The organism is uncultured Christiangramia sp., from assembly GCF_913046405.1.
In the GTDB taxonomy this organism is placed as follows: domain Bacteria; phylum Bacteroidota; class Bacteroidia; order Flavobacteriales; family Flavobacteriaceae; genus Christiangramia; species Christiangramia marina.
Genome location: NZ_CAJWRQ010000066.1, coordinates 1 through 17639, shown reverse-complemented (window position 1 = coordinate 17639; position 17639 = coordinate 1). Strand labels below are relative to the sequence as shown.

The 17639-nt window shown below is 38.4% G+C and carries 21 protein-coding genes and 1 other RNA gene; 13 read left to right on the top strand and 9 right to left on the bottom strand.

What is annotated here, in order from left to right:
• Positions 1 to 1304, bottom strand: a 1304-nt coding sequence (locus QZ620_RS09700; protein WP_295181114.1) for a hypothetical protein, incomplete at its 3' end; no start/stop codon positions are given.
• Between the two features lie 77 nt (positions 1305 to 1381).
• Here QZ620_RS09700 and QZ620_RS09695 point away from each other — a divergent pair.
• On the top strand, positions 1382 to 1582 hold the full coding sequence (locus QZ620_RS09695) for a hypothetical protein (RefSeq protein WP_035695834.1): 201 nt from the start codon (positions 1382 to 1384) through the stop codon (positions 1580 to 1582).
• Complete coding sequence (locus QZ620_RS09690) at positions 1582 to 2127, top strand: Smr/MutS family protein (protein WP_295181113.1); 546 nt, start codon at positions 1582 to 1584, stop codon at positions 2125 to 2127. Before QZ620_RS09695 ends, QZ620_RS09690 begins: the two co-directional genes overlap by 1 nt.
• On the opposite strand, the gene QZ620_RS09685 is transcribed toward QZ620_RS09690, so the two are convergent.
• Positions 2124 to 3137 (bottom strand): hypothetical protein, encoded by a 1014-nt coding sequence (locus QZ620_RS09685; protein WP_295181112.1) that lies wholly within the window; start codon positions 3135 to 3137, stop codon positions 2124 to 2126. The two genes, QZ620_RS09690 and QZ620_RS09685, sit on opposite strands and share 4 nt — an antisense overlap.
• A gap of 87 nt (positions 3138 to 3224) precedes the next feature.
• Here QZ620_RS09685 and QZ620_RS09680 point away from each other — a divergent pair, with 87 nt between their 5' ends.
• Positions 3225 to 4373: a cysteine desulfurase family protein gene (locus tag QZ620_RS09680; protein ID WP_295181111.1), complete on the top strand. Its 1149-nt coding sequence runs from the start codon at positions 3225 to 3227 to the stop codon at positions 4371 to 4373.
• A 67-nt stretch (positions 4374 to 4440) separates the two neighbouring features.
• Here QZ620_RS09680 and QZ620_RS09675 read toward each other — a convergent pair whose 3' ends face one another.
• Positions 4441 to 6129: a M23 family metallopeptidase gene (locus tag QZ620_RS09675; protein ID WP_295181110.1), complete on the bottom strand. Its 1689-nt coding sequence runs from the start codon at positions 6127 to 6129 to the stop codon at positions 4441 to 4443.
• 185 nt (positions 6130 to 6314) lie between these two features.
• Here QZ620_RS09675 and QZ620_RS09670 point away from each other — a divergent pair, with 185 nt between their 5' ends.
• The 4 genes from QZ620_RS09670 (at position 6315) to rny (ending at position 8690) form a co-directional block, all read left to right on the top strand.
• Positions 6315 to 6605: a hypothetical protein gene (locus QZ620_RS09670; RefSeq protein WP_295181109.1), complete on the top strand. Its 291-nt coding sequence runs from the start codon at positions 6315 to 6317 to the stop codon at positions 6603 to 6605.
• A gap of 6 nt (positions 6606 to 6611) precedes the next feature.
• Positions 6612 to 6905 (top strand): cell division protein ZapA, encoded by a 294-nt coding sequence (locus QZ620_RS09665; protein WP_141877545.1) that lies wholly within the window; start codon positions 6612 to 6614, stop codon positions 6903 to 6905.
• Between the two features lie 51 nt (positions 6906 to 6956).
• Positions 6957 to 7075: non-coding RNA, 6S RNA (gene ssrS / locus QZ620_RS09660), on the top strand.
• A gap of 52 nt (positions 7076 to 7127) precedes the next feature.
• On the top strand, positions 7128 to 8690 hold the full coding sequence (rny, locus tag QZ620_RS09655; RefSeq protein WP_141877546.1) for a ribonuclease Y: 1563 nt from the start codon (positions 7128 to 7130) through the stop codon (positions 8688 to 8690).
• A gap of 66 nt (positions 8691 to 8756) precedes the next feature.
• On the opposite strand, the gene QZ620_RS09650 is transcribed toward rny, so the two are convergent.
• Positions 8757 to 9704 (bottom strand): aldo/keto reductase, encoded by a 948-nt coding sequence (locus QZ620_RS09650; RefSeq protein WP_295181108.1) that lies wholly within the window; start codon positions 9702 to 9704, stop codon positions 8757 to 8759.
• A 77-nt stretch (positions 9705 to 9781) separates the two neighbouring features.
• A complete protein-coding gene (xerD, locus tag QZ620_RS09645; protein ID WP_295181107.1) occupies positions 9782 to 10678 on the bottom strand; it encodes a site-specific tyrosine recombinase XerD in 897 nt (298 codons plus the stop codon).
• Positions 10679 to 10785: 107 nt separating this feature from the next.
• Between xerD and QZ620_RS09640 the strand changes: the two genes are divergently transcribed.
• The 6 genes from QZ620_RS09640 to QZ620_RS09615 all read left to right on the top strand — a co-directional run bounded on the left by QZ620_RS09640 (position 10786) and on the right by QZ620_RS09615 (position 14561).
• Positions 10786 to 11394 (top strand): porin family protein, encoded by a 609-nt coding sequence (locus tag QZ620_RS09640; protein ID WP_366935453.1) that lies wholly within the window; start codon positions 10786 to 10788, stop codon positions 11392 to 11394.
• A 129-nt stretch (positions 11395 to 11523) separates the two neighbouring features.
• The gene (locus QZ620_RS09635; RefSeq protein WP_295181106.1) at positions 11524 to 12057 is read left to right on the top strand and encodes a porin family protein; all 534 of its coding nucleotides are present in this window, start codon (positions 11524 to 11526) and stop codon (positions 12055 to 12057) included.
• 375 nt (positions 12058 to 12432) lie between these two features.
• Positions 12433 to 12654, top strand: a complete 222-nt coding sequence (locus QZ620_RS09630; RefSeq protein ID WP_295181105.1) for an outer membrane beta-barrel protein — start codon at positions 12433 to 12435, stop codon at positions 12652 to 12654.
• A gap of 189 nt (positions 12655 to 12843) precedes the next feature.
• Positions 12844 to 13368 (top strand): hypothetical protein, encoded by a 525-nt coding sequence (locus QZ620_RS09625; protein WP_295181104.1) that lies wholly within the window; start codon positions 12844 to 12846, stop codon positions 13366 to 13368.
• A gap of 52 nt (positions 13369 to 13420) precedes the next feature.
• Positions 13421 to 13846, top strand: a complete 426-nt coding sequence (aroQ, locus tag QZ620_RS09620) for a type II 3-dehydroquinate dehydratase (protein ID WP_141877553.1) — start codon at positions 13421 to 13423, stop codon at positions 13844 to 13846.
• The gene (locus tag QZ620_RS09615) at positions 13839 to 14561 is read left to right on the top strand and encodes a diphthine--ammonia ligase (protein ID WP_295181103.1); all 723 of its coding nucleotides are present in this window, start codon (positions 13839 to 13841) and stop codon (positions 14559 to 14561) included. The genes aroQ and QZ620_RS09615 overlap by 8 nt, the downstream gene beginning before the upstream one ends.
• A 158-nt stretch (positions 14562 to 14719) precedes the next feature.
• Here QZ620_RS09615 and lpdA read toward each other — a convergent pair whose 3' ends face one another.
• The 4 genes from lpdA to msrB (QZ620_RS09595) all read right to left on the bottom strand — a co-directional run bounded on the left by lpdA (position 14720) and on the right by msrB (QZ620_RS09595) (position 17633).
• The gene (lpdA, locus tag QZ620_RS09610) at positions 14720 to 16111 is read right to left on the bottom strand and encodes a dihydrolipoyl dehydrogenase (RefSeq protein WP_295181102.1); all 1392 of its coding nucleotides are present in this window, start codon (positions 16109 to 16111) and stop codon (positions 14720 to 14722) included.
• A 137-nt stretch (positions 16112 to 16248) separates the two neighbouring features.
• Positions 16249 to 16770 (bottom strand): collagen-like protein, encoded by a 522-nt coding sequence (locus tag QZ620_RS09605; RefSeq protein ID WP_295181100.1) that lies wholly within the window; start codon positions 16768 to 16770, stop codon positions 16249 to 16251.
• Between the two features lie 16 nt (positions 16771 to 16786).
• Positions 16787 to 17179: a peptide-methionine (R)-S-oxide reductase MsrB gene (gene msrB, locus QZ620_RS09600; protein ID WP_295181098.1), complete on the bottom strand. Its 393-nt coding sequence runs from the start codon at positions 17177 to 17179 to the stop codon at positions 16787 to 16789.
• Between the two features lie 4 nt (positions 17180 to 17183).
• The gene (msrB, locus tag QZ620_RS09595; protein WP_295181115.1) at positions 17184 to 17633 is read right to left on the bottom strand and encodes a peptide-methionine (R)-S-oxide reductase MsrB; all 450 of its coding nucleotides are present in this window, start codon (positions 17631 to 17633) and stop codon (positions 17184 to 17186) included.
• Between the last annotated feature and the right edge of the window lie 6 nt (positions 17634 to 17639).

The following is a 17639-nucleotide window of genomic DNA, read 5'->3' as shown; positions in this document are numbered from 1 at the left end:
TCTGGATCAAAATTTTGTAGATCTGAAATGCTAAACTCCACTTCTGTATTTTCCTTCAGTTGAAGTAGTAGTGGAATAAGTTTTTCATCAATTTTTGGCTGAACATTAATAACATAGTTGATATCATTCAGATTCCAGAAAAAGTCATTGGATTTCTGTTCTATACTTTTAGCATCCATACCATGATCAACCTGATCTGTAGACCTTTCATCAAAGCCAAGAACCAGATTTTTTTCGTGTAAAGCATTGAAGGTAATTTTTAAAGTCAGAGTAGTACTCGATTGTCTCTGTGAAGTCTTGAAGATCGGGATCTGATCATCACCCTTATAGATCCTGTGACTGTTTGTGAAGCGTATTATTCCATCCTGCTTTCCAATAACCATAAATCCCTGGCCAATTGGCGACGGACTCCTATTGACTTCTGCTCCTCGAAAAAGCACTGCACCAGATTCATTTCTGAAAATTGGTGGTGCGTATTGTCTTAAACCAGGTGAATATGTGCCATAGCCTCCTACATAATCTGAAAGATAATGAGAATTAACTTCAGCTTTGGAATCCCAGAAATAAGCAATTCCTGTAGTAGCTTTATTTTCAAGTAAAAATCGATCCAGATCAAACAATGAGGGATAAGGATTTCCAATAAGCAGAATCTGATCTTTTTTTATAGGTATTTCAATGAGACCATTATTTGGGATGCCTCTAAAATCGTAAAGCTGGGCACTCCCGGGATTAATAGCTTCAGAATTAATTACTCTTAAATCAAGACCATTTACTCCTTTCATACTGAAACCTTCGCCTGGCAGAAGATCGAACTGATTTCCCAGATATTGCCAGTTCGAGTAACCGGTTCCGGAGAATGCATACAGCCATCTATTTGATATTTGAAGTGGATCAGATTTGCCGTTAAGATCTGAAATAAGAGATGCTTTATCGGAGTTTAATACATCTTTTGGTGCGAATATATAATCGACCAAACTTTGCTCTGTAGTTCTAACGGCTACAGGTAAACTCCAGTAGTTGTAATCGAAAGCTGAAGAGGTGCCACGCTGATAGACTGATAATTTGCCATTGCCTGTGTTATTATTTGAATCGCTGTCTCCTTGCAGTAGTCCCGCATGGTTACGCAGGTATATGCCTGCTTTAGAGCCGGGATCCTTTTGATCTATAGAAATTTCTTTCTCTACGTAAAGCAGCCTGTTTTGTACAAAAAGGTAATGTTCTGCTTCCGCAGAAGATGTGACAGATAATTGTGCAAATACAGAGCCCGCACTAAAAATCAGCAGAAAAAGCAAGGTGTGCTTCACGAAAGCTATAAATTTGCAATAAATGTAATCATAAATTGAATTCGTTGAATTCCGTTAAATGATTTAATTGTTTGAAAATGAATAATTCTCAGGTTCTAAATACGATTCTCATCTTTGTTGGCGGTGCGCTGCTACTTTATGCAATATCTGTGGATGATGTAAGTCCGTACTTTAAAATAATTGGACTTATCATTATCATGTTGGGTCTTTACCGTGCGACTAACTTCTGGGTTGCGACTAAAGATGATCATGAAGGGCAAAATGAAAAGGATCAATAATGTTGAAAAAAGGAGATAGAGTAGAGGTGATCGATGATGCCCTTTCCGGAGTGGTTCAGGAGATTCAGAATGATCGTGTTACTATTAAAACGGAGGACGGATTTCTAATGCATTTTGAAACCCAGGAACTGGTAAAGATCGAGGATTCGTTTGCCATTGAAGATGTTTCAGATTTCGATATGGAGCAGGTGATCAAGCAAAAAACACCTGATAAGCCTAGAAGATCTGAACGAGTCAAGCCAAAGGAACGTAATGCTCCTCCCATGGAAGTAGATTTGCATATTCATCAACTGGTAAAAACCAGCCGACATATGTCTAACCATGAAATGCTGAATCTACAGTTGGATCATGCCCGTCACAAACTCGAATTCGCCATTCAGAAGCGTATTCCGAAGATCGTTTTTATTCACGGCAAGGGTGAGGGTGTCCTTAAAATGGAGCTGGAATATCTTTTAGGAAGATACTCGAACGTAAAATTTTACGATGCAGATTATCAGAAATATGGCCTCGGTGCTACAGAAGTATATGTCTTTCAGAATTCTTAATTAGAAGTTTCTTCGTCAGTATCCTCTGTTTCATCAGTATTTTCATCCTCTTCTTCTTCGCTGCAATCTAAGTCGTTAGGACATAATTCGAATGGAATATTTGTCTCATTCAGAGAGCCTAATTGATAAGAACTATAGCTAATTGTTTCTCCAGATCCATCATCGGTTCTGGTCAGGCTGAAATTACGTAGCGTCACTTGATACCCGTAATTCCTTGTGATATTGTGAGGAATATATTCATTATGCTGGATGAATGCAGTTTGCTGAGCATTTAGATAATTTGGAACACCATCCCCGGTGCTGGTAAAGCTCCCTGGATTGGTTAATCCATCTTCCTCGCTTACTTCCAGTCTTGTAGGCACTGCATCGCCATCATCATCTGGATTCAAATAATATGGTATTGCTCCCTCTGGCTGAGGATAATTATTTTCATTTACTCTTTCAACCCGCGTAATAACATTATCACCGTCATCATCGCGGTCCAGGTAATCCGGAATTCCATCACCATCAGTATCCTGATGATTTAATCCATCTGGATCCCAACCTTCTTCCAAATTAGAGAGACCATCGTCATCTGGATCTGCATCACCGGTTTCGTCTGTAAATCTGGTAGCGATGGTCACAGTTCCATCAGAGCCACTCTCATACTCTGTTGTTGGCACCGGTTCACTTGGAGGAACAACCTGGCAGAAATAACTGCTACCAGTGATCTGTCCATTATATATACGGTAAATAACCTTGTTGGTGCTACTGAGAGAGAAAGTGATATTTTCAGAAGTATTGGTAATAAAATTTCCAGAATCATCTGTAGTAATATTACTATTGGTGAATTCAACAGATATTGATTCGTTTACGTCATCATTATTGGTAGCGTAGATCACATACTTATTTGGGCCTTCACAAAATTGAAGTGTACTGTCTTCAAAATCAAAGTCGGTTACAATAATATCTCCATCGTCACAGGAAGTAAGCAGGCTTAACAGCGCAATCGCGATCAAAAAACGTTTCATTCTGTTGCTTTTTAAACAAAAATACAGGAATCAAAGATATGACGAAGAGATGTAGGAAGTTATTTTATTTCCATTAATTTTGCGGCCATGAAAAATGTCTATTTTGATTCTGCAGCTACCACCCAGATTCGGGATGAAGTGGTCGATAAAATGACCAGCGTTTTAAAAGAAAACTATGGAAATCCATCTTCCACGCATAGCTTCGGAAGATCTTCCAAAACCCTGATCGAGCAGGCCAGAAAATCTGTTGCTAAAATTCTTAATGTAAAAGCATCTGAAATCGTATTTACTTCCGGAGGGACTGAAGCAGATAATCTTGCTTTAAATTCTGCCGTAAGAGATCTGGGTGTTCGAAGGATCATTACTTCAAAAATCGAACATCACGCGGTACTTTATACTGTTAATCAACTTCAGCAATGTTTTAATGTAGAGGTAGAATATGTTTCTCTGGATACCAAAGGTCATGTGGATATCAAAGATCTTGAAGAGCGACTAAAATCATCAGATACCAAGACATTGGTAAGCCTGATGCACGTGAATAACGAGATTGGCAATATGCTGGATCTCAAGAAAACAGCCCAACTGGTAAAGTCCTACAATGCTCTTTTTCATTCAGATACCGTACAATCTGTTGGTCATTTTGAGCTGGATTTCGAAGAAATCCCTGTTGATTTTACAGCAGTTAGTGCCCATAAATTTCATGGCCCAAAAGGTGTTGGCTTTGCATATGTGCGTCGCAACTCTGGTTTAAAACCGTTAATTTTTGGTGGGGAGCAGGAGCGAGGTCACCGTGCAGGAACTGAAGGTGTGCACAATATTGTGGGTCTGGAAGAGGCTTTAAAACTTGCATATCAGGACCTGGAGAAAGAACAGACTTATGTAAAAGGTCTAAAACAACATTTTATAGATAAACTGAAGCAGGAGATTCCTGGGGTAAGTTTTAATGGTGCCTGTGAAGATCATACTCAAAGTACCTATACTTTATTGAACGTTTGTATGCCTATAACTCAGGAGAAGGCTCTAATGCTTTTATTTCAACTGGACCTTAAAGGGATTGCCTGTTCTAAAGGGAGTGCCTGCCAGAGCGGTAGTGACACCGGTAGTCACGTGCTAAATGCCTTTTGTTCTGAAGAGGATTTAAAAAAACCATCCTTGCGTTTTTCATTTTCTCGATACAATACTAAAGAAGAAATTGACTATGTAGTAGCTACTTTAAAAGATTTTATAGAAAGTTAAACTATAGTATAATAATATAAAAAGCTCGAATCATCGATTCGGGCTTTTTCTGTTTTATGTACCTGTTTTATTTTCTGAAGAACTTCGCAGTATAAGTCGTTGTATTACCCACGTTATCATTAACGATAATCTTTAGATCATTCTCAGTTTCGGTCACGACATTGTCTGAAAAGTAATGTGTGAGTGTATTATTCTTGTACTCATATTCCATCAAAATGAACTTTCCATTTACCGTTGCTCTGAAATCCTGAATTCCTGAAAGATCATCTGATATCTTTACCTTCAAGTTTTCATTGCTGGAGATCCATTGACCATCGTAGAAATTAACCGGTCTAACGCTCGGGGCATTCGTATCCTGCGCTAATCGATAATTACCAAACGTTCTGGTTCCTGTGGTAAAGCGATTTCCTTTCTTATAAGTTGTCGAGTAGTTCAACCTGCCATTATCTGAAACACGAGCAATAAAGGTTTTCGCTTTATCTTCTTCGGAAAGTTCACTTACATCAAAACCTATGGTAAAATTTTTATGTAGAGGTATTTCATCGCGATGTACCGTTACAACATCATCACTGAAGTTGATGTCAAGAAAGGTGTCATTATATAAACTACCACCGGGAATATATACATCCATTTTTCCTCCTTTTGCAGATAACCCATTTGCGCTGGAAGCCAGGTATTCCGTTTCCAATTTTTCTCTTTTAACGATCTTATCACTAATCTGTCCCTTAATTGGAATGCGGATAAGCTTTTCATTGCCTTTAAGATCTGTCACTCTTATGGTGTATTGATAATCGAGACTATCCTTGATATTCAGCAATCCATCGTTCTGCATATTCCCATAGATACTTAAAGGATTATTTGGAGTTTTATAAAGGCGTTGTATTCTACTTCTATTAGTGGCATAATATTCATAATCGATCAACTGATTAAGATGCCTGGTTTCAGCGAAAGAAAACTTTTCGAAGTTTATTTCGAAAACTTCTTCTCCATTCAGGTTTGATTCTATTTTAAAAACACCATTCTGATTGTAAGCTCCATCTTGCTGATCTACAGTGGTGATACCAAAGCCTATTTCACCACATGCTTCAACTTCAGGAACCGCAAATGTTCCGTCATTTTGAGGAATCAATTTCAGTTTTTGTCGGTTTTGAGAATTATTTACATGTGCATCTTCACCAAGAGGGTAGGCAAAAAGTCCCTGGATCATTGGCGGTTTGGAGTCGGCAACATCCAGACCAAATAATTGAGCATTCATGGGGCGCTGGCTTCCATCCCTGATTTCGAAATGAAGATGCGGGCCACCGCTACCACCTGTATTTCCACTATAGGCGATCAACTCTCCTTTTTCAACTTTGAGTTCTCCTGGTTCAGGGAAAAGTTCTATTTCGTAAGATTCCTTAGCATATTGCTGCTTTCGCAGATAATCCTTCAGCCTTGGAGATAACTTCTGAAGATGTCCGTACACTGTAGTGTAGCCATTTGGATGCTGAATGTAAAGAGCCTTTCCGTAGCCATAATGCTGAATATTGATTCGGCTAATATAACCTTCCGCAGCAGCATTTACCTCAAGACCTTCACGCTGCTGGGTTTTAATATCTAGTCCGCTATGGAAATGATTGGACCTTAATTCACCAAAGGTTCCAGCGAGAACGATGGGTACATTAAGCGGATTTTCAAAATAATCCTGAGGTAATTCTTGTTGGGAGTGAACCTGAATACAGATAATAGATAACAGGAATAATAAGGCTTTCTTCATAGATCTGGGGACTTTTTCCTTTTCAAAGCAGCTGTAAAGTTAATTAAAGTTCTATCAATATTAAATGGCTTGCCTACAGAGAATTACTAACATTGTTCATTATTATTTTAAATCACCTGAAAAAGTATTGGGATATTTCAAAGCGTATGTTAACTTTGTAAGGGTTCACATCGGTTTTAGCGATTATGAGTGATATGACAGAAATAGTTGATAACCTGGAGAATAAGATCAGTAAGCTCCTTCATAGATATGAATCTGTGAGGCAGTCCAATGAATCTCTACAACAGGAATTAACTACTGTAAGATCTGAATATGAGAAGCTGGAGGGAGATTTACAACTTTCCAGGGATCAGATTCAAACTCTGAAAGCTGCGAATGCGATGCTTGGCAGTACCGAACATAAGACAGAAACGAAGCTCAAAATAAATAGCCTGATTCGGGAAATCGATCAGTGCATCGTTCAGTTATCTGAATAATTTAGGATGGAAGATAAACTGAAAATTAAAATATCGATCGCGGACCGCGTGTATCCGTTAACCATTCAGCCCAGCCAGGAGGAAGGTTTACGAAAAGCAGCGAAAAAGATCGAGGCGATGATCAAACAGTTTGAGCAAAATTATGCTGTGCGTGATAAGCAGGATGTTTTAGCCATGTGTGCTTTACAGTTTGCGGCTCAAACAGAGCAGAAGAATATAGATAAGTCGAGTGAAATGATTGAAGCAGAAGATAAGTTGAAGGAACTTAACGATCTGTTACAGGAACATTTAAGCTCATAAGTTCATAAAATATAATAAAGGTTACTGCCTGTATTAGTGCTTTTTTGATAAACTCAACACGAATTCTTTAAAGAGGGTAAGTCTATGTTGTAAAAGCGTGCCGTGTCCCTTTACCGGGAGAGCGGATTCTTGATCAGCTTGTTAGCCCTAAACTTGATTTTAAGGAGTTTAATCCAAAACACAGCTAATACAGGCTTTTTTTTTACATCTAATTCAATATAAATGGAAATACTGATAATAATTGTTGCAGCAGTTGTGGGCCTCGCGTTAGGCTTTGCGATTGCAAAAATGCTTGAAAAGAAACAGGCTTCTAATACGATCGCCAGTGCTAAGAAAGAGGCAAATTCCATCGTGAAGGAAGCCAAAGCAGAAGGCGAAAGCATTAAAAAAGATAAAATTCTTCAAGCAAAAGAAAAGTTTATTGAATTAAAGTCTGAGCATGAAAAAGTGATCTTATCCAGAGATAAGAAAATTGGTGATGCAGAGAAAAGGATTAAGGATAAAGAGTCTCATGTTTCTAATGAGCTAAGCAAGAATAAAAAGCTAAACAAAGATCTTGAAGGTAAACTTGCAGATTATAATCATCGTGTAGATTATTTAGATAAGCGCCAAGAAGAGATCGATAAACTTCATAATAGTAAAGTGCAGCAACTGGAAGTTATCTCCGGACTTTCTGCGGAAGATGCTAAAGCACAACTTATAGAATCACTGAAGGATACTGCCAAGGCAGATGCCATGTCATTGATCCAGGATACGGTTGAAGAAGCTAAACTAACTGCGCAGCAGGAAGCGAAGAAGATCATCATTAACACCATTCAGCGAATTGGAACTGAAGAAGCTATTGATAATTGCGTTTCAGTATTCAACCTGGAAAGTGATGATGTAAAAGGCCGAATTATTGGTCGTGAAGGTCGTAATATTCGAGCTTTAGAAGCAGCAACTGGAGTTGAGATCATCGTTGATGATACTCCAGAGGCAATCATTCTAAGCTGTTTCGATTCTGTTCGTAGAGAAGTAGCAAGATTATCACTTCACAAGTTAGTGACCGATGGTAGAATTCACCCGGCACGTATTGAAGAAGTAGTTAAGAAAACACGTAAACAAATCGAAGAAGAGATCATTGATATAGGTAAAAGAACTGTTATCGATCTTGGTATTCACGGTTTACAGCCAGAATTAATCAAAATGGTAGGAAGAATGAAATATCGTTCTTCTTATGGGCAGAACCTGCTACAACACTCTAGAGAAGTCGCCAAACTTTGTGGAGTCATGGCTTCAGAACTTGGTTTAAATCCAAAATTAGCTAAGAGAGCAGGATTACTGCATGATATTGGTAAAGTTCCGGAAACGGAAACTGAAGTGCCTCACGCGATCCTTGGAATGCAATGGGCAGAGAAGCATGGTGAAAAGCCGGAAGTATGTAATGCTATTGGAGCTCACCACGACGAGATCGAAATGAATTCATTATTATCACCAATCGTTCAGGTTTGTGATGCCATTAGTGGTGCCAGACCTGGAGCAAGAAGACAGGTGCTCGATTCTTATATCCAGCGTTTAAAGGACCTTGAGGAGATAGCCTTTGGTTTTGGCGGAGTGAAGAAAGCTTATGCGATCCAGGCTGGGCGTGAACTTCGAGTGATTGTTGAAAGCGAAAAGGTTTCTGATGATAAAGCTGCGAACTTATCTTTCGAGATCTCCCAGAAGATCCAGACAGATATGACTTATCCAGGACAGGTGAAGATCACCGTGATCCGGGAAACAAGAGCAGTCAATGTTGCAAAATAAACGTTGAAAACATAAATAAAAAAAGGCCGTTCTTTCGAACGGCCTTTTTTTTTGAGTTCAGTACTCTTAATCATTATAGATATTTTCATACGAGTTTCCTTCCATCTCGAAGAATTTACCGGTAACATATCTAAAGTGATCATCAAGTTCTGCGATCTCTTTAAGATCATCTTCATCCAGTTGGAAACCGGCACTTTGCAGATTTTCCTTGATCCTACCTTCATTAGTGGACTTTGGAATCACAGCAGTTCCTCGTTGCTCGCTCCATTTGATCAAGATTTGTACGGCGGAAGCTCCGTGTTTCTTAGCAATTTTATTGATCACAGGGTTTTCGAGTAAAGAAGGTTCGTCGTCAGCTTTCATTTCGTCGCTACGATCACCACTACCTAGCGGAGAATAACCAGTGACATTGATCCCACTTCTACAACAGAATTCCAAAAGCTTGTCCTGTTGCAAATAAGGATGAAGTTCAACCTGATTCATTTCAGGTGCGTGATCGGTCTCGTTCATAAGTTCCTCCAGTTTTTCAATACTAAAATTCGAAACTCCAATATGCTTTACCATGCCTTGCTCTTTTGCTTTAATCATTTCTTTCCAGGTCTCAATTAGTGGTACTTCTTCCAGAGATAAGAAATCTTCTACCTTTTCAGGAAATGATACATCAGGTTTAAAAGCTACCGGCCAGTGAATAAGGTAAAGATCAAGATACTCCAGCTGTAAATCTTTTAGAGTCTGTTTTAGGGCTGGAATGACATCTTCTTTTTTATGAGCGTTGTTCCATAATTTAGAAGTAACCCATACATCTTCACGTTTGATATCGCCGTTTCCAAAAACTTCAGCAAATGCCTCACCAACTTCTGCTTCGTTACCGTAAGTGGCGGCACAATCAATATGTTTATACCCATTGTTCAGGGCGATTTTTACAGCGTTCGCTACTTCACCTTTTTCAGATTTCCATGTTCCAAGACCTATGGCATCCATATGGTCTCCATTCTTAAATTTTAAAGTCTTCATAATTCAATTTTTTATGAAGTTAAGGATTTATAGAGGGAGCGAAAAGTCCTGAAATTGGTTTAGCAGAACTTTAATATCTATCGGCGTGGATGGAAGCTTTCCATGACTTCCCTTAAATGCGTTCTGTTTATATGTACATATACTTCCGTAGTTGTAATACTCTCATGTCCTAACATTTGCTGAATGGCTCTTAGATCTGCTCCATTTTCCAGTAAATGGGTGGCAAAGGAATGGCGAAATGTATGCGGACTCACTTTTTTCTTAATACCGGCTTCCTCGGTGAGTTTTCTTACGATCGTGAAGATCATAGCCCGCGTTAGTTGCCTTCCTCTACGATTCAGGAAAAGTGTATCGCTGTATTCGTCTTTTATTGGTTGATGTGGACGAACTTCATCTTTATAGAGAGTGATATATTTTATGGTATACTCTGAAATAGGAACAAACCGCTGTTTGTTCCCTTTACCGGTTATTTTAATGAATCCTTCGTCGAAGAAAAGATCAGACAATTTAAGTTCGGTAAGTTCAGAAACACGCAATCCACAGCCGTATAAGGTTTCAATAATGGCGCGATTTCTTTCGCCTTCAGTTTTACCGAGATCTATCGCCTGTATAATTCTATCAACTTCTTCCGTAGATATAATATCGGGAAGTTTTCGTCCGGTCTTTGGAGATTCAATAAGTTCCAGAGGATTTTGTTCCCGGTAATTTTCAAAGACCAGGTAATCGAAAAAGCTTCTCAAGCCGGAAATTAATCTTGATTGAGAGCGGGCATTTAGGCTTGAAGAAACATTATAAATGAACTTTTGAATGATCTCTTCGGAAATTTGACCGGGACTAACTTCAATTTCATTAACATTAAGAAACTTCTGAAGTTTTCGTACGTCCAATTGATAGTTCGAAATGGAATTATCTGATAATCCACGTTCAAGCTTAAGGTAATTGGTATAATCCTTTAAGGCATGCTCCCATTTCATGTGTTAAAGATAGTAATTGCGGGGCATGAGTCTTAATAATACTTTATGCTTGCGTAACTTTTTGTTAACAGGTTGTACCCTACTTTTGACGGAAATAAAAATTAATAATGATGAAAAAAACAGTTTTATTAGTAGCCGTTGCATTGATGGGATTTGTATCCAATTCGTTCGCACAGGAAAGTTGGAGTTTTGGTGTGAAGGGTGGTGTAAACTTTTCTACCGTAACTGGAGATTACTTTAAGGATCCAAGTCATAGAACAGCTTTTAACGTTGGTGTTCTTGCTGAAATTCCTGTTGCAAACAGACTATCTATTCAGCCAGAGGTATTATACTCTGCTCAGGGATACGATTTTGCTTCGATCGATGAAGACAACATTTTCGATATTGATGACAATATTGAATACCAATTAGATTATATCCAGGTACCGGTACTTGCCAAAGTATACGTTACTGATGGTTTGAGTGTTCAGGCTGGTCCTTCTTTCAACTTTAATGTGAATGAAGAAATTGATTACTCTCCAACAGAGAACGGTGGTGATATCGAGCTTGAAGATCAGGTGAAGGATTTCGAAATAGGCGGTGCTGCAGGTTTGGAATACAAGCTTAATAGTGGATTCTTTATACAGGGTAGATATACTTACGGATTTACCGAAGTATTTGATGGATCTGATGCTCACAATTCAGTTTGGCAGGCAGGTATTGGATACCAGTTCTAGTCTATAGAAAAATCAATAAAAAAAAAGCGGGCATTGCCCGCTTTTTTTATGTAAAAATTCTGGAGGAAAATTTCTACAAGTATATTATATTATTAGTTTTGGCGGCCTAACTACAAATTCAATCAAGTAATGTTAAAAACAATTATGTGTGCGATGGCATTCACCATGCTGTCATTATCTTCCTTTGCGCAGGAATCAACTTTTGGTCTTACCGCAGGGTATTTAAATGCCGAGTTCAAAGTAAGCGAAGAGACTGTGAGCTTTTCTGATGACGGATCTGGTTTTTATGTTGGAGTTCTAGCCGACTTCGAATTGAACGAATCATGGCATATCGTTCCTGGTGTAAACTATGGAAATGTAGAAGAGACCAGTCTTTTGTTTATTCCAGTGATGGCACAGTACCATATCGCGAACTCTGGAGTCTTTCTGCAGGCCGGTCCTCAGGCAACATTGAACCTCGAAGAGGATCCAGGTGAATTTACGAACACAGTGGGTGTTGATGCAGGTTTTGGCGTAGGTTATGAGATCAATGAGAATTTCTTCGTTGAAGCTAAGTATGCACTTGAACTCACCAACCGATTCACAGATAGGATCAGGGAGACAGGCGATGATTTCAAGCTGAATTTACATACGTTCACCTTTGGAGTAGGATATAAGTTCTAAATTTTTCTTTTCTAAATTCTTGAAACCGAAGAGATTCTCTTCGGTTTTTTTATTTATAAACGTTAGTCGGTGATATTTCAGACAAAGCTGCGTTTTCCCTGTTATACATACTAACCTCATTAAATTATAAACCTATGTTTAAAAATCATGATGATGGCAGGATTTGAGAACCCTACTTTTTCATCTTTCGCCCAGGAAACATGTTTTGGAGTTATAGCTGTTTATTGAAATTTACTCTATTCCGTAAAAGATAAAATTTATAATTACAATCTCAGTGAATCCGGATACTATGTTGGTGTTTTTCTGAATATTAGCCTTAGTGAATCATTAAGTCTTGTGCCCGGTGTCAATTATTCAAACTCACATGAATCCAATATGTTAAATGTTCCACTGATGTTGAAATACAAAATTGCTAATTCCGGTTCCTATCTTCAGGGTGGGCCACAGGCATCTATAATTTTTGATGAAGAACGCGTTAGACACAATCAGGATTTTGGTATTGATCTGGGTTTTGGACTTGGATATGATACTAATGAACATTTTTTCCTCGACGCTACATACTATCACGAAGTGACCAATAGATTCAAAGATCATTAACTTCAGATTTTTAATGACCTCAAAGAAGGAATCAATTCATTGATGATAGCAGTTGGTTAAATATTCTAATACATTGAAAACATTAAATTTTAAAGCGAAGATTAAATCTTCGCTTTTTTTTTAGAATAAACCTGAATCAATTTCGTTATTATTGGTATTACGCTTTCGACTACTAAAACCTATTGAATTATGCTGAAATCTTCTAATATCTTATTGATCCTTGCTATATGTTCTTCCAGTCTTATGTCTCAGGAAAGGGAAGAATCTCCGTTAACACCTGAAGAAAATCGTGCTAAAATCAATTTTGAAGGTCAGCAGGGACAGGTGAAATATTACAATGATAGCAACCTGGAAGCTGATACTTTTGATCTTGGGAAAATATTGCCGGGTTTGAAATTACAGCCTCACCAAGTAAGGTATGAGAACCCGACCAGTAAGACAGATATTATGGGATATAATTTAAAATATCAATTAGGGAATTCAGACTTTTCAATAATGTCGGGTGGTCAGGAGATCATCCATTCAAGTATTGACGGTAAAAGAGACTATGATTTTACCACAGGTCTTGGTGTAGATTATGAAGTAAATAAAAACACCTCTTTAGAAGCCAATTACTTTTTTGGTTTTCAGAATTTAAATTCGGGGAAAGCAGTTTCTCCTGTGCAGTATTTACCTCTGCAGCCTTTAAATTTCAAATTCAAAACATCATTTTAGAACAGCTTAGTCTATTCTGATCTTTTTCTTCAGAATTGATTATTTTCACCTTATGAAATTATTAATATTAAACGGGCCTAATCTCAATCTGCTGGGAAGCAGGGAGCCCGATACTTACGGAAGCAAAAGTTTTGAAGATTACTTTTCAGAACTTCAGTTCAAATTTAGAAACATTGAGCTTTCTTACGATCAAACTAATATTGAAGGGGAGCTTATAGATATGATCCAGAAGGGACAGGAAGATTTTGATGGCATCATTCTCAATGCAGCTGCTTATACCCATACTTCAGTAGGAATTGGTGATGCAGTCGCAGCAATCAATATTCCGGTGGTGGAAGTCCATATTTCCAATACTTTTTCCCGTGAGGATTTCAGGCATAAATCGTATATATCACCGAACTCGAAAGGCATTATTGTTGGTTTTGGTCTGCAAAGTTATGACCTGGCCATTCAAAGTTTTTTAAAGGACAATGAATAAAGCTTATATCAACTGGAGCAGTGGAAAAGATGCTGCGATGGCATTGTACTACGCCCGGAAGAACAGGGAGCTGCGAGTTGGAAAGCTGGTAACGAGTCTGAGTGCAGATGTTGATAGAGTCACCATGCACGGCGTGCGCAGAGAATTGCTAATAGAACAGGCTCATTGCATGGGAATGGACTTACAAATTATAGAACTTCCTGCCAATGCGGGAATGGAAACCTATAATCAAATAATGTCTGAGGCTACAAAACAGTTAAAATCAGAAGATTATTCTCATGCGATTTTTGGCGATATATTCCTCGAGGATCTACGAACCTATCGTGAAGAGCAACTACAAAAAGCTAACATTCAGGCGGTATTTCCTTTATGGAAAATCAATACAAAAGAATTGCTTCAGCAGTTTATCGATCTCAATTTTAAAGCGATCGTGGTTTGTGTCAACTCCAAAGTGCTCGATGATTCTTTCTGCGGAAGGAATATTGATAAAGAGTTTGTAACTGATCTACCGGAAAATGTTGATCCCTGCGGAGAAAATGGAGAGTTTCACACCTTTGTTTACGACGGACCAATTTTTAAAAAACCTGTTGAATTTGAAATAGGAGAGAAGGTAAAGCGATCCTATTCTTCTGCGGAAGATGAAGATGATTGTCATAGCGATACTGAAAAACCCTGGGATACGGAATTCTGCTTTTGTGATCTTCTTCCGAAGTAACATTTCGAAATAGTAATCTATTTCGCTGAGCTGAAATAAAAGTAATAATTCATAGAAACGATGAAAATATCGATTCGCTGCATATTTACTTTATTGCCATAAAGCAAAAAACCCGCCTTCATTTGAAGGCGGGTTTTAATATATAATAAGTTTGCTTCTTACAAGTGGATGACTTCATCGTAAGCAGCAGCTACAGCTTCCATTACCGCTTCACTCATTGTTGGGTGTGGGTGAACTGCTTTTAATACTTCATGACCTGTAGTTTCAAGCTTTCTACCTAAAACAGCTTCCGCGATCATATCGGTTACTCCGGCACCAATCATATGGCAACCTAACCATTCACCATACTTAGCATCAAAGATCACCTTCACAAAACCATCTTTTTTACCAGACGCGCTCGCTTTTCCTGAAGCTGAAAAAGGAAATTTTCCAATTTTCAGTTCATAACCAGCTTCTTTTGCCTGCTTTTCAGTCATTCCAACTGAAGCAATTTCCGGAGTAGCATAAGTACATCCAGGAATATTTCCGTAGTCAAGTGGTTCTACATCCATTCCTTTGATCTTTTCAACACAAAGAATTCCTTCCGCAGAAGCAACATGCGCCAAAGCTGGTCCGGCTACAACATCTCCAATTGCGTAAATTCCTGAAACATTTGTTTGATAAAAATCATTCACGAGAATCTTATCCTTGTCTGTCTTGATCCCAAGATCTTCAAGGCCAATATTTTCAATATTAGTTTTAATCCCAACTGCAGAAAGTACTATGTCTGCTTCCAGAGTTTCTTCTCCTTTTTTGGTCTTTACTTTAGCTTTTACTTTATCGCCAGACTTCTCAACGCTTTCTACTGAAGAATTCGTCATTACTTTGATGCCGGCTTTCTTGATGCTTCTTTCAAATTGCTTAGAAACTTCTTCATCCTCTAAAGGCACAACGTTAGGAAGATATTCCACCACCGTTACTTCTGTTCCCATAGAGTTATAGAAGTGCGCGAATTCCACGCCAATCGCTCCAGAACCAACCACGATCATCTTCTTTGGCTGCTTTTTAAGAGTCATTGCTTCCCGGTAACCGATCACTGTTTTACCATCCTGTTTAAGATTTGGCAATTCTCTTGATCTAGCTCCAGTTGCAATGATGATATTATCTGCCTGGTATTCAGTTTTCTTGTCTTTACTGTCGGTAACCTCTACTTTTTTACCAGATTTAAGTTTACCAAAACCTTCAAGAACATCAATTTTGTTCTTCTTCATTAGGAACTGAACACCTTTGCTCATTCCATTGGCAACATCTCTGCTTCGTTTTACTACCGCATCAAAATCCTTATCTGGATTTTCAAGTTTTAAACCATAGTCTTCAGCATGTTTCAGGTATTCAAAAACTTCAGCACTTTTTAATAATGCTTTGGTTGGAATACATCCCCAGTTAAGACAAACTCCACCAAGACTTTCCTTCTCAACAATAGCGGTTTTGAAACCTAATTGAGAAGCACGAATGGCAGTTACATATCCACCTGGGCCACTACCTAGAACTATAATATCATATTTAGTCATATTCAGAATATTTTGATTCGGTTAACGAAGTTGCGAATTTAAGGAATTTCAGCTTAAACTAAAAGCTGAGAAGACCCATTATAAAATGAAAAAAGCCTGCTTTATTTAAGCAGGCTTTCGATATAAATTATTGAAGATTATTTTACTTCAAATCTCTTGATATTGGATTCATTAAGATCAAGCGAAGTTTTTACCGACTGGTAATCACTTACATCAAGATTATTATCCTGAGCATAATCTACCGGTAATACTACGATCTTAAAAATCTGATCCTGAGTGTATCGATCTCCTAAAGTTCCAAGGTCGATATTTCCCTGAAGGTAAATGTTTACGTCAAAATCTGTATGATTGTAGTTATACTGAAACTCTCCGTCTTCAAAATAGATAGTTTGTGGGATAAGGTTCCAGACATCGGTTCCATCATCTACCAACTCCAACCAGTAAACTAAGACAACATCAGATTCCAGTACTTCAATAGTAGATGGGAAATCAGCAAAAACTGAATAATCGGGATCATTAAAATCTGCTTCGACCTCAAATGCCTGTCCAACGATATTGACACCATCCTGTCCCGGAGGTCCTGGAGGTCCAACTTCACCGTCTGAAGAACATGCGACGATCGTACTTGCTATTAAAATAAGTGATAGTAATTTTTTCATGATAAATTGGATTTAGTTATTGATTAAAGTTGATGCTCGCCGAATTGATGCAAAAGCGCTGGCCGGTCTCTGTAGGACCATCATCAAAAACGTGGCCAAGATGGCTTCCGCAGTTAGAACAGAGGATTTCAGTACGTATCATTCCGAATGTTCTATCCTGAACATACTCTACTTTTCCATCAATCGCATTATCGAAACTTGGCCATCCACATCCACTTTCAAACTTTGCATCACTTTCAAATAACTGCTCTCCGCAGGCCGCACACTGGTACTCGCCATCTTCGAAATGAAGATTGTATTCACCTGTATGAGGCGCTTCAGTTCCTTTTCCTCTTAAAACTCTATACTGCTCTGGAGAAAGTTTTTCTTTCCACTCCTCTTCGGTCCTCTCAATATTATACTTTTTCATATGATTATTTTCTTGGTTCAAAGTCCATAGCGACTCCGTTGATACAATGTCTTTTTCCCGTAGTTTCCTTTGGACCGTCATTAAAAATATGACCTAGATGTCCACCACACTTAGCACAATGCACTTCATCACGCTGGTATCCTAATTTAGAATCACTTCCATAAGCCACACCACCATCGATCGCACGATCAAAACTTGGCCATCCGGTACCGCTTTCAAATTTATGCTCATTCTCGTATAACTCATTTCCACAAGCAGCGCACACAAAGATTCCAGGTTTCTTGATATCCAGCAGATCACTACTATAAGGTCTCTCTGTAGCGGCTTCTCTCAAAACTGCATATTCCTGTGAAGTTAATTCAGCTTTCCATTCTTCCTGGGACTTAGTTACCTCGTATGATTTGGAACTTTCCTTTGAAGAATTTTTTTGAGCGTTTCCATTGCAACTAAACAGAAACGT